Source organism: Pseudomonas sp. 8BK, assembly GCF_902506475.1.
In the GTDB taxonomy this organism is placed as follows: Bacteria; Pseudomonadota; Gammaproteobacteria; order Pseudomonadales; family Pseudomonadaceae; genus Aquipseudomonas; species Aquipseudomonas anguilliseptica.
This window is the reverse complement of the sequence record NZ_LR733252.1, coordinates 3,815,078-3,827,028: the sequence shown is the minus strand read 5'-3', so window position 1 is coordinate 3,827,028 and position 11,951 is coordinate 3,815,078. Positions and strand designations below refer to the sequence as shown.

The following is an 11,951-nucleotide window of genomic DNA, read 5'->3' as shown; positions in this document are numbered from 1 at the left end:
GTCTCAGATATGCAGGATAAATTCGCGAACCAGCTTGCTGCCGAAGTAGGCCAGCATCAGCAGGCAGAAGCCCGCCAGGGTCCAGCGAATGGCTTTGTGGCCGCGCCAGCCGAGTTGGTGGCGGCCCCACAACAGCACGGCAAATACCACCCAGGCAAAGCACGAGAGAATGGTTTTATGCGCCAAGTGCTGGGCAAACAGGTCACTGATAAATAGCGCGCCAGATAGCAGCGAGAGCGACAGCAGCGCCCAGCCAGCCCAGAGGAAGCCAAACAGCAGGCTTTCCATGGTCTGCAGGGGTGGGAAGTTCTTGATCAGCCCCGATGGATGCTTGTGCTTGAGCTGATGGTCCTGCAGCAGCAGGAGTAGCGACTGGAACACCGCAATCGTCAGCATGCCGTAGGCGGTGATCGACAGCAGGATATGCGCCAGGATGCCGGGCGCTTCATCAATGGCCTGGGTGGTGCCGCTGGGCATAAATTGGGCGAGCAGTACGGTGATAAAGCCCAGAGGGAACAGCAGCAACAGCAGGTTTTCCACCGGGATGCGCGTGCAGGCCAGTAGCGTCAGCAGAATTACGGCCACAGCAATCAGGCTGGCGGCCTTGAAGAAGTCCAGCGATAGGCCGCTGGCATCGAACATCTGCAGAAACAGGCTGCTGCCGTGCAGTAGCAGTGCCAGTGTGCCGAGTGCAATCAGCAGGCGCTTGTTGGACGTGCTGCGCTGTTGCAGGCGCAGGCCTTGATAGAGTGCGGCTCCGGCATAAAGGCAGGCAGCGGCGAGGCTGGGTAGCAGAGGGTGCATAAATCCTTGTCAGGCAAACCCGAAAGGCGGCCAGTGTGGCATACAACCTGTGCGCCACGAAAGCGTCTGGCGGTGTCGGTGCCTTGCAGTCTTCGCTATAATTCGCGACCTGTTGTAAGCCCACCCTCGGCTCGCTTGAGCCAGAAAGGAACGCGCATGTTCGAAAATCTGACTGACCGCCTCTCGCAGACGCTGCGAAATGTCACTGGCAAAGCCAAGCTGAGCGAAGACAACATCAAGGACACCCTGCGTGAAGTGCGCATGGCTTTGCTCGAGGCTGACGTTGCCTTGCCGGTGGTCAAGGACTTCGTTAATAAGGTCAAGGATCGCGCGGTCGGCACTGAAGTGTCGAAGAGCCTGACGCCGGGCCAGGCGTTCGTAAAGATCGTTCGCGCCGAACTCGAAGAGTTGATGGGTGCTGCCAACGAAGACCTCGCGCTGAATGCCGTGCCGCCAGCCGTGGTGCTGATGGCCGGTCTGCAGGGGGCGGGTAAAACCACCACCGCTGGCAAGTTGGCGCGCTTCCTTAAAGAACGCAAGAAAAAGACCGTGATGGTGGTGTCGGCCGACGTTTACCGTCCGGCGGCGATCAAGCAGCTGGAAACCCTGGCCAATGATATTGGCGTGACCTTTTTTCCTTCCGATCTCAGTCAGAAGCCAGTGGCGATTGCCGAGGCAGCGATCAAGGAAGCCAAGCTCAAGTTTATTGATGTAGTGATCGTCGATACCGCCGGTCGTCTGGCCATCGATGCCGAGATGATGGCGGAGATTCAGGCGCTGCACGCGGCGATCAAACCGGTCGAGACTCTGTTCGTGGTCGACGCCATGACCGGGCAGGACGCTGCCAATACAGCCAAAGCCTTCAATGATGCACTGCCGCTGACGGGTGTGGTATTGACCAAGGTCGATGGTGACGCGCGTGGCGGTGCGGCGTTGTCGGTGCGAGCGATTACTGGCAAGCCGATCAAATTTATCGGTATGGGCGAGAAAACCGAGGCGCTGGAGCCCTTCCATCCAGACCGGATCGCCTCGCGCATTCTCGGTATGGGCGACGTACTCAGCCTGATCGAACAGGCCGAGCAGACCCTGGATCGCGAAAAGGCCGAGAAGCTCACCAAGAAGCTGAAAAAGGGTAAGGGCTTCGATCTCGAAGACTTCCGCGATCAGCTGCAGCAGATGAAGAACATGGGCGGCCTCGGCGGCCTGATGGACAAGCTGCCACAGATGGGCGGCGTCAATCTGGCGCAGATGGGCAATGCCCAAGGCGCGGCTGAGAAACAGTTCAAGCAGATGGAGGCGATCATCAACTCGATGACGCCTCAGGAGCGTCGCGATCCGGAAATCATCAGTGGTTCGCGCAAGCGACGCATTGCCATGGGTTCCGGCACCCAAGTGCAGGACATTGGACGCCTGATCAAGCAGCACAAGCAGATGCAGAAGATGATGAAGAAATTTACTGCCAAAGGCGGTATGGCCAAAATGATGCGCGGCATGGGTGGGATGATGCCTGGCGGCCTGCCGAAGATGTAAGGAATCCGCGTCGACAGCGATGTCGGCGCAGGCCCCGCTGAAGCGGGAATTTACAGCAAACCCGCCTTTTGCGGGAGCTGATTGGCCGGTTTGGACTGCGGCCCTCAAGCAAATCTTGACTGCACACTCCTATGCGCCTGAAAAAGCCATTTGCAAAAGTCCGGATATTCCTTAGAATATGCGGCCTTTCGGGCACCCTATGCCCGCCGTGCATTTAGATTTGCAGCACCGACTACAGGAACTATGTTCACATGCTAACGATTCGTCTTGCCCTTGGCGGCTCCAAAAAGCGCCCGTTCTACAAAATCAACGTGACCGACAGCCGTAACCCACGCGACGGTTCGCACAAAGAAGAAATCGGTTTCTTCAACCCGATCGCCCGTGGTCAGGAAGTTCGCCTGTCCGTTAAGCAAGACCGCCTGGCCCATTGGCTGAGCGTTGGTGCACAGCCTTCTGATCGTGTTGCTCAGCTGTTGAAGGACGCTGCTAAGGCTGCGGCCTAAGCAATATGAGTGCGACGCCTGTTTCTACCGATGATTTGATCGTTATCGGCAAGATCTACTCAGTACATGGCGTTCGCGGTGAAGTGAAGGTGTATTCCTTTACTGATCCTGTTGCAAACCTGTTGGAGTACAAGTCCTGGACGCTTAGGCGCGAAGGCAGTGTCAAGCAGGTAGAGCTGGTCAGCGGACGCGGGAGTGACAAATTCCTGGTCGCGAAGCTCAAGGGTCTTGATGATCGTGAAGAAGCGCGTCTTCTCGCCGGTTATGAGATCTGTGTGCCGCGCAGCCTGTTTCCTGAATTGGCTGATGGTGAGTATTACTGGTACCAGTTGGAAGGTCTCAAGGTTATTGATCAAGCAGGGCAGTTGCTCGGCAAGGTTGATCACTTGTTAGAAACTGGTGCCAACGATGTGCTGGTGGTTAAACCCTGCACCGACAGTCTGGATGGTCGTGAGCGCCTGTTGCCCTATACCGAGCAATGCGTGTTGTCGATTGATCTGAGTGCTGGCGAAATGCGGGTCGACTGGGATGCGGACTTCTAAGCCTGATGTCTAATCTGCGCGTTGAAGTCATTACGCTGTTCCCGGAAATGTTTGCTGCCATCAGTGAATACGGCATTACCAGCCGGGCGGTGAAACAGGGCTTGTTGCAATTGACCTGTTGGAATCCGCGCAGCTACACCACTGACCGTCACCACACCGTGGATGATCGGCCTTTTGGTGGTGGCCCTGGCATGGTGATGAAGATCAAGCCGCTTGAAGATGCTTTGCTTGAGGCGAAGCAGGCTACAGGTGGTGCGGCCAGGGTGATTTACCTGTCGCCGCAAGGTCGCCAGCTGACGCAGTCAGCAGTACGCGAACTGGCCAATGAGGATGCGTTAATCCTGATTGCCGGCCGCTACGAAGGCATTGATGAGCGCTTTATTGAAGCGCATGTCGATGAAGAATGGTCGATTGGGGATTACGTCCTGTCTGGCGGTGAGCTGCCGGCCATGGTGCTGATCGACGCGGTAACGCGCCTTTTGCCTGGTGCATTGGGTCATGCAGATTCGGCCGAGGAGGACTCCTTTACGGATGGCCTGCTCGACTGCCCGCACTACACCCGTCCGGAGGTGTATGCGGATAAACGTGTTCCCGAAGTGTTGCTTAGTGGCAACCACGAACACATCCGGCGCTGGCGTTTGCAGCAGTCCCTTGGTCGGACCTACGAACGACGCGCCGATCTTCTGGAAAGCCGCTCGCTTTCTGGAGAAGAGAAAAAGCTGCTGGAGGAATACGTCCGCCAGCGGGACGATAGTTAATGTATCGATGACCGGCCGAGGCCTGTCTTAGGAGCGCAGCATGACCAACAAGATTATTCAGCAGCTCGAAGCTGAACAGATGGGCAAAGAGATCCCGACTTTCGCACCAGGTGACACTGTTGTTGTCCAGGTTAAAGTGAAAGAAGGCGACCGTCAGCGTCTGCAGGCGTTCGAAGGCGTTGTAATCGCCAAGCGTAACCGTGGTCTGAACAGTGCTTTCACTGTTCGTAAGATCTCCAACGGTGTTGGCGTCGAGCGTACTTTCCAGACCTACAGCCCGCTGGTCGACAGCCTGGCCGTTAAGCGTCGTGGTGACGTACGTAAAGCCAAGCTGTACTACCTGCGTGATCTGTCCGGTAAGGCAGCACGCATCAAGGAAAAACTGGGCTAAGTCTCGGTTTTCCAATAAAAAAGCAGCCTTAGGGCTGCTTTTTTCGTTTCTAGGTTCCGATTATCAAGTGTGGCTAGTGCAGGCTGATTTTCAGCGAGGCTTGCGAAAGGTCGATGTCATGCAGGCTCAGGCTGCCCACGCTCTGGCCCTGAGGGGCGCCAGCGACGCGGATATTGTCGAAGCGCAGCTCGCCAATCGAGCTGGGCAGGCGCACATTCACCGAGCCGTCGGCATTGATCACCGAGGTCAGTTTGCTGGTGTCGTACTGCACATCCTTCATAGAGGTTTCCGCCTCAAGGCTGCTCAGTACCGGCATCACCAGTTTGCTCAGCTGGCCAACAGTGCCTAGGCCGTCACCACTGCCGGCTTGGAGAAACAGGCCCTGCAGAACATCGTCCAGGCCCTGTGCGCTGACATTGCTCATTTCCATATCCGTCAGTGGGCGCAAGCCGCTCGGTGTTTGCTCCTGGCTAATCGCGCTGGGCAGATTGCGCGGCGCATCGGCACTGGCAATCTGGAAGGGGCTGAGCAGGGCGGCGACCAGTGTGGCCGCCAGGCGCAGGTTATTCTGCTTGCTGAGGGCCTTTTTCAGTTGGCGTTCGGTTAGCCAGCCTTGCTCGATCAGCGTCTCGCCGAGGCGCTTATGGTTGGTGAGTTGCAGTTGAATGGCAGCATCCAGCTGGCCGCGGTTAATCAGTCCTTTGCTGATCAGAATCTGACCAAGACGTGAATGCTGTTGGCTGGGCATACGTAGGCACCGTTGTGCTGTAGTGGCGTGATGCAATCATGGGCTGCAAATTGATATCTGTCACCCATCCAAGGATAGGGTGACGAGCTTGTTGCTTTTAGAGCTTGCCGTTATTGGATGGCGCCTGCGGGTCATTAATCAGGGCTACCAGGATCCAGTCCGGACCCGGCAAAATTTCAAACGGTCGGGTTGCGATATGTATCCAGCCGCCTGGATCGCAAGCAAGTAGAAGCACAGCTTTGTCACCATGCAGATTCTGGTAGGCCGGCCAGTCAAAGGTGTTGGTCAGTGTCGTCGTGCGTACCTCTGCGCCTTTGCTTAAGAAACTGGCGAACTGCGGGAAACTCAGCTCCTGGTTGCCCAGGGGGCGACCGCGCACGGTGTCGCGGCTGCGATGTTTGTCGCTGCGTCGGCTTTCAGTTCCAGTGGGCAAGGTAAAGCGGCGATTTGCGGCAAAGTCGTGGCGAAAATGCATGCACGCCAGCGCGTTCAGTTCACTGGACGGTGATAGTGCGAGTAAGTGCCCAAGGCCGACCAGATCCAGGTGGGCTTCAGCATCCTGTGAGGTGGGGTTGCCAAAGTAGGTCGGTAGTTTTTGCATGCGGGCGGCGCTGATGTTTTCCCAGCTGGAGTCGCACAGCAGGACACGGTTACCGAGGTCTTGCAGTGCTGTGCCGAGTGCCCGAGCCACCGGATTGGCCCCGATGATAAGAAACCCGCTTGGGGCTGGTTCTGCCACCTTCAAGAGTTTGGCCAGCGGCCGCGCGGTCGCGCTCTGCAAGACCACGGTGCCAATAATAACGGCGAAGGTGAGCGGCACGAGCAGTTGGGCGCCGTCATAGCCCAGTTCCTCCAAGCGGATGGCAAAAATGGCTGAAACGGCCGCAGCCACGATGCCGCGCGGGGATATCCAGGCCAGCAGTGCTCGCTCGCGCCAGTTCAGGCTGGAGCCAAAGGTGGACAGCGCCACGTTGAGTGGGCGTGCGACAAACTGGATGATGGCCAGCAGTATCAATACCGCCGGGCCCAGGGCGAGTAGGGCGCTCAGGTCGAGGCGCGCGGCCAGCAGGATGAACAGGCCGGAAATCAACAGCACGCTGAGGTTTTCCTTGAAGTGCAGAATATGCCGAACGTCGACGCCCTTCATATTCGCCAGCCACATGCCCATCAGTGTCACGGCGAGCAGGCCAGACTCATGCATGGCTGCGTTCGCGGCAATAAACGCCCCCAGCACGGTGGCCAATACGGCCAGGTTATGCAGGTAGTCCGGCAGCCATTGGCGCTTTAACACCTGGCCCAGTGCCCAACCGCTGGCGATCCCGAATCCACTGCCGCAGGCGATCACGCCAGCGAAGGTCACCAGGCCATTGCTCCAGCCATTGCCTTCATTGCTAGCGATGATAAAGCTGTACACGACAACGGCGAGTAGCGCGCCAATCGGGTCAATAACAATGCCTTCCCAACGCAGGATGTTGGCGACGGAGGCTTTCGGGCGGACGACACGAAGCATGGGCACGATGACCGTGGGGCCGGTGACCAGTGTCAGGGTGCCGAACAGCAGTGCCATGTCCCACTCAAAACCCAGCAGGTAGTGCGTGCTTGCAGCAATGACCGCCCAGGTGGCCAGTGCGCCCACAGTTACCATGCGCCTTACTACGCTGCCGATCTCGCGCCACTCGGATAAATGAAGGGTTAGGCTGCCTTCGAACAGAATCAGTGCCACGGCCATTGAAACCAATGGGAATAACAAGCTGCCGAACAGGGCGTGAGGGTCCAGCCAACCCAGTACAGGTCCCGCAAGTATCCCGGCTATCAGCAGAAACAAGATGGCGGGTAGGCGTAAGCGCCAGGCTAGCCACTGGCAGGCGAGGGCGCTTGCGCCGATGGCGGCAAAGGCCAGAAGAATATGCTGTTCGTTCATCAAGGGTCCTTGTGGTGAGCCCTGGCCCTGCATGGCCAAGCTGTGAAAGACTAACCCGCTTTAACCTGCCGCCATAGTTCCGCATGCCCGCCATCGACCACCCCTTGATTGACCGTTTCGTGGAAGCCCTGTGGCTGGAGAAAGGGCTGTCGGCGCACACGCGTGCTGCCTACCGCAGTGATTTGGCGCTGTTTAATGGTTGGTTGCAGGTGCGTGACGTGCAACTGGCCGACGCGGGGCGTGAGTTGATTCTTGATCATCTGGCCTGGCGCCTGAATGAAGGCTACAAGGCGCGCTCTACCGCGCGCTTGCTCTCGGGGTTGCGCGGCTTCTACCGGTTTCTCTTGCGTGAACAGTTAATCAGTCGTGACCCGACGCTGCAGGTGGATTTACCGCAACTGGGGCGACCACTGCCCAAGTCGTTGTCCGAGGCCGATGTCGAGGCTCTGTTGGCCGCTCCTGAGTTGGAAGATCCGATTGGTTTGCGCGATCGTGCGATGCTTGAAGTGCTCTATGCTTGTGGCTTGCGCGTCAGCGAGCTGATCAGCTTAACGCTGGAACAGGTCAATCTGCGTCAGGGCGTGCTGCGGGTGTTTGGCAAGGGCAGCAAGGAGCGCCTGGTGCCGCTGGGTGAAGAGGCGATCGCCTGGATTGAGCGTTACAGCAAGGAGGCGCGGCCATTTCTGCTTGATGGCAAGCCCAGCGATGTGCTGTTCCCGAGCCTGCGTGGCGAGCAGATGACCCGGCAGACTTTCTGGTATCGCATCAAGCACCAGGCCAGGGTAGCGGGTATTGCCAAGAGTCTGTCGCCGCACACCCTGCGCCATGCCTTCGCTACCCATTTGCTCAACCATGGCGCTGATCTGCGTGTGGTGCAGATGCTGCTGGGGCATAGCGATCTTTCAACTACGCAAATCTATACCCATGTTGCTCGTGCGCGCCTGCAGGAGTTGCATGCGCGGCACCACCCGCGCGGCTGAGCGCGCCGTCCAGCCTGCAGTGGTCGGTCTCTGTGGGCTTATATGGTAGGCTGCGTCATCCTTTATTAAGTCATCTTCTGTTGGGAGTTTGTATGCGTTTCAACCGCATTGTTGTCGCGTTAGCCTTGGGGCTAGTCAGCACTATGGGTGTTGCCGCTGATCCTGATCAGGCGATCCGTAGTACTCTCAAGGCGATTGACCCTGAGCTGCCAATCGAGGCCATTGCCGAAAGCCCGATGACCGGTCTGTACCAAGTACAGCTGCAAGGCGGCCGCCAGCTCTATGCCAGCGAAGATGGTCAGTTTTTGCTGCAGGGCTACCTCTTTCAGGTCAAGGATGGCAAGCCGGTTAACTTGACCGAGGCTGCCGAGAGCAAGGGTGTGGTCAAGCTGCTGGATGCCATCCCAGTCTCGGAAATGGTGGTGTTTGCGCCCAAGCAGCCGAAAACCCATATCACTGTATTTACCGACACCGATTGTGGCTATTGCCAGAAGCTGCACAGCGAAGTGCCTGAGCTGAATCGCCTGGGTGTTGAGGTGCGTTATTTGGCCTTCCCGCGCCAGGGGCTGGAAAGCGCGGCGGCAAAAGAGTTGTCGAATGTCTGGTGCGCCAAGGACCAGCAGGATGCCATGAATCGCGCGAAGAGCCGCCAAGGCGTTGCAGATGCTCAGTGCGACAGCCCGGTAGCCAAGCAGTACGCGCTCGGGCAGATGATCGGGGTCAGCGGTACTCCGGCCATCGTGTTGGCCAACGGCAAGATCATTCCCGGCTATCAACCAGCACCGCAGCTGGCGAAAATAGCACTGGAATCCAAGTGATCTGAGGCTCGCGCCTGATTGACTAATAAACAGCCGCTTCGTATGGTGCGGCTCTTTTTCTACGGCCGGGGCTTGCTCCGGCCGTTTTACGCAGTGCAGATGGGGAGTTCAGTGTGAAACCGGTGAAAGTAGGCATCTGTGGGCTGGGTACCGTCGGTGGCGGTACGTTGAATGTACTCAAGCGAAACGCCGAGGAAATTACCCGGCGCGCAGGGCGTGGTATTGAAGTCGCCCAGATTGCCATTCGCTCGCCCAAGCCGCAGTACGACACCACCGGTATTAGCCTGACCAGCGATGTCTTCGAGCTGGTGAACAACCCTGAGATCGATATCGTTATTGAGCTGATCGGCGGTTACACCCTGGCCAAGGACTTGGTGCTCAAGGCCATCGACAACGGCAAGCATGTGGTCACCGCGAACAAGGCGCTGATTGCCGTGCACGGCAATGAAATCTTCGCCAAGGCCCGTGAGAAGGGTGTGATCGTCGCCTTCGAAGCCGCCGTTGCCGGCGGTATCCCGGTGATCAAGGCCATTCGTGAAGGCCTGGCGGCCAACCGCATCAACTGGCTGGCCGGCATCATTAACGGTACTGGCAACTTTATCCTCAGCGAAATGCGCGAAAAAGGCCGTGCCTTTGCCGATGTGCTGGCCGAAGCGCAGGCGTTGGGTTATGCCGAAGCTGATCCGACCTTCGACGTTGAGGGTATCGACGCCGCGCACAAGCTGACCATCCTGGCTTCTATCGCCTTTGGCATTCCGCTGCAGTTCGACAAGGCCTACACCGAAGGCATCACCAAGCTGACCACCGCTGACGTGAATTACGCCGAAGCCTTGGGCTATCGCATCAAGCACCTGGGCATCGCGCGCAGCACTGCTGCGGGCATTGAGCTGCGCGTGCACCCGACGCTGATCCCGGCCGACCGCCTGATCGCCAACGTCAACGGCGTGATGAACGCGGTGATGGTCAACGGCGATGCCGCTGGCAGCACGCTGTTCTATGGCGCCGGCGCCGGCATGGAGCCGACTGCGTCCTCGGTTATCGCCGATCTGGTTGACGTGGTTCGCGCGCTAACGGCCGATCCGACCAACCGCGTGCCGCACCTGGCCTTCCAGCCGGACTCTCTGTCCGATCACCCCATTCTGCCGATCGAAGCCTGCGAGAGCGCCTATTACCTGCGCATTCAGGCCAAGGACCACCCGGGCGTGCTGGCTCAGGTGGCGAGCATCCTGTCGGCGCGCGGGATCAATATCGAGTCGATCATGCAGAAGGAAGTCGAGGAGCAAGATGGTCTGGTGCCGATGATCCTGGTCACTCATCGTGTGGTCGAAGCGCAGATCAATGAGGCGATCAACGCCCTTGAAGCGCTGGACGATGTGGTCGGCAGCGTTGTGCGTATCCGCGTCGAGCAGTTGAACTAATCAGCCTCTGGCCGCAGGCTGCTGCGGCTTTTAAAGATTCAACCGAAGGTTTGCCCCTATGCGCTATATCAGTACCCGTGGCCAAGCACCGGCCCTGAATTTTGAAGATGTGCTGCTCGCTGGCCTGGCCAGTGATGGCGGCCTCTATGTGCCGGAAAACCTGCCGCGTTTCACCCAGGAAGAGATCGCCTCCTGGGCCGGCCTGCCGTACCACGAGTTGGCCTTCCGGGTAATGCGCCCGTTTGTCGCCGGCAGCATTCCGGATACCGACTTCAAAAAGATCCTCGAAGAAACCTACGGCGTGTTCGCCCATAACGCTGTCGCGCCACTGCGTCAGCTGAACGGCAACGAGTGGGTGCTGGAGTTGTTCCACGGTCCGACCCTGGCGTTCAAGGACTTCGCCCTGCAGTTGCTCGGCCGTTTGCTCGACTATGTACTGGCCAAGCGCAACGAACGCGTGGTGATCATGGGGGCGACCTCCGGTGATACCGGCTCGGCGGCCATCGAAGGCTGCAAGGCCTGCGACAACGTTGACATTTTCATCATGCACCCGCACAACCGTGTGTCCGAGGTGCAGCGTCGGCAGATGACCACCATCCTCGGTGACAACATCCATAACATCGCCATCGAAGGCAACTTCGATGACTGCCAGGAAATGGTCAAGGACAGCTTTGCTGACCAGGGCTTCCTCAAGGGCACGCGCCTGGTTGCGGTCAACTCGATCAACTGGGCGCGGATCATGGCCCAGATCGTTTACTACTTCCATGCCGCCCTGCAACTGGGCGGCCCGGCACGCTCCATCTCGTTCTCGGTGCCGACCGGTAACTTCGGCGACATCTTCGCCGGCTACCTGGCGCGCAACATGGGCCTGCCGATCAGTCAGCTAATCGTCGCCACCAACCGCAATGACATCCTCCATCGCTTTATGAGCGGCAATCAGTATGTGAAGGATGAACTGCACCCGACCCTGTCGCCGTCCATGGACATCATGGTCTCGTCGAACTTCGAGCGTCTGCTGTTCGACCTGCACGGTCGCAACGGCGCGGCAATCGCCGAGCTGATGGCCACCTTCAAGCAGGGTGGTGGTTTCAGTGTCGAGCAAGACCGTTGGGCCGAGGCGCGCAAGCTATTCGACTCGCTCGCGGTGGACGATGCGCAGACCTGCGAAACCATCACCGAAGTGTTCAGCGAATGTGGTGAGCTGCTTGATCCGCATACCGCGATTGGCGTGCGTGCCGCTCGTGAGTGCCGCCGCAGCCTGGCGACGCCGATGGTGATCCTGGGCACTGCGCACCCGGTCAAGTTCCCCGAGGCGGTGGAGAAGGCCGGTGTTGGTCAGGCGCCGGCGCTGCCCGCGCATCTGGCGGATCTGTTCGAGCGCGAGGAGCGCTGCACGGTACTGGCCAATGATCTGAAAACCGTACAGAGCTTCGTGGCTCAGCACGGCAATCGCGGCAAGCCGCTGTAAGTCTGGCGCTTGTCGATAAAGCCGGTACCCGTAAGGGGCCGGCTTTTTTTGCGGCTATGCTCTGGGTAGT

12 protein-coding genes are annotated in these 11,951 nt (G+C 58.5%); 9 read left to right on the top strand and 3 right to left on the bottom strand.

Annotated features, from left to right (window positions below; genetic code table 11):
• Window positions 1-3 precede the first annotated feature (3 nt).
• Window positions 4-804 carry an inner membrane protein YpjD gene (locus tag ACIN8IBEIGE_RS17820; RefSeq protein WP_160015821.1) on the bottom strand — a complete coding sequence of 267 codons (801 nt, stop codon included), beginning with the start codon at window positions 802-804 and terminating at the stop codon, window positions 4-6.
• Window positions 805-960: 156 nt separating this feature from the next.
• On the opposite strand from ACIN8IBEIGE_RS17820, the gene ffh reads away from it, so the two are divergent.
• The 5 genes from ffh (at window position 961) to rplS (ending at window position 4,528) form a co-directional block, all read left to right on the top strand.
• Window positions 961-2,334, top strand: coding sequence for a signal recognition particle protein (gene ffh / locus ACIN8IBEIGE_RS17815; protein ID WP_160015820.1), 1,374 nt, complete (start codon window positions 961-963; stop codon window positions 2,332-2,334).
• Between the two features lie 251 nt (window positions 2,335-2,585).
• Window positions 2,586-2,837, top strand: coding sequence for a 30S ribosomal protein S16 (rpsP, locus tag ACIN8IBEIGE_RS17810; RefSeq protein ID WP_090239277.1), 252 nt, complete (start codon window positions 2,586-2,588; stop codon window positions 2,835-2,837).
• Window positions 2,838-2,842: 5 nt separating this feature from the next.
• A complete protein-coding gene (gene rimM, locus ACIN8IBEIGE_RS17805) occupies window positions 2,843-3,379 on the top strand; it encodes a ribosome maturation factor RimM (RefSeq protein ID WP_160015819.1) in 537 nt (178 codons plus the stop codon).
• A gap of 5 nt (window positions 3,380-3,384) precedes the next feature.
• Complete coding sequence (gene trmD, locus ACIN8IBEIGE_RS17800; RefSeq protein WP_160015818.1) at window positions 3,385-4,137, top strand: tRNA (guanosine(37)-N1)-methyltransferase TrmD; 753 nt, start codon at window positions 3,385-3,387, stop codon at window positions 4,135-4,137.
• Window positions 4,138-4,177: 40 nt separating this feature from the next.
• Window positions 4,178-4,528 (top strand): 50S ribosomal protein L19, encoded by a 351-nt coding sequence (rplS, locus tag ACIN8IBEIGE_RS17795; protein WP_108486694.1) that lies wholly within the window; start codon window positions 4,178-4,180, stop codon window positions 4,526-4,528.
• A 73-nt stretch (window positions 4,529-4,601) separates the two neighbouring features.
• On the opposite strand, the gene ACIN8IBEIGE_RS17790 is transcribed toward rplS, so the two are convergent.
• On the bottom strand, window positions 4,602-5,276 hold the full coding sequence (locus tag ACIN8IBEIGE_RS17790) for a hypothetical protein (protein ID WP_160015817.1): 675 nt from the start codon (window positions 5,274-5,276) through the stop codon (window positions 4,602-4,604).
• A gap of 97 nt (window positions 5,277-5,373) precedes the next feature.
• Complete coding sequence (locus tag ACIN8IBEIGE_RS17785) at window positions 5,374-7,197, bottom strand: sodium:proton antiporter (protein ID WP_160015816.1); 1,824 nt, start codon at window positions 7,195-7,197, stop codon at window positions 5,374-5,376.
• Window positions 7,198-7,280: 83 nt separating this feature from the next.
• Between ACIN8IBEIGE_RS17785 and xerD the strand changes: the two genes are divergently transcribed.
• The 4 genes from xerD to thrC all read left to right on the top strand — a co-directional run bounded on the left by xerD (window position 7,281) and on the right by thrC (window position 11,881).
• On the top strand, window positions 7,281-8,177 hold the full coding sequence (gene xerD / locus ACIN8IBEIGE_RS17780) for a site-specific tyrosine recombinase XerD (protein WP_090387907.1): 897 nt from the start codon (window positions 7,281-7,283) through the stop codon (window positions 8,175-8,177).
• A 92-nt stretch (window positions 8,178-8,269) separates the two neighbouring features.
• Window positions 8,270-8,995, top strand: a complete 726-nt coding sequence (gene dsbC / locus ACIN8IBEIGE_RS17775; protein ID WP_160015815.1) for a bifunctional protein-disulfide isomerase/oxidoreductase DsbC — start codon at window positions 8,270-8,272, stop codon at window positions 8,993-8,995.
• A gap of 113 nt (window positions 8,996-9,108) precedes the next feature.
• A complete protein-coding gene (locus ACIN8IBEIGE_RS17770; RefSeq protein WP_160015814.1) occupies window positions 9,109-10,413 on the top strand; it encodes a homoserine dehydrogenase in 1,305 nt (434 codons plus the stop codon).
• Window positions 10,414-10,471: 58 nt separating this feature from the next.
• Entirely contained in the window at window positions 10,472-11,881 is a 1,410-nt protein-coding gene (thrC, locus tag ACIN8IBEIGE_RS17765; protein WP_160015813.1) for a threonine synthase, read from the top strand.
• The last annotated feature ends 70 nt before the right edge of the window (window positions 11,882-11,951 follow it).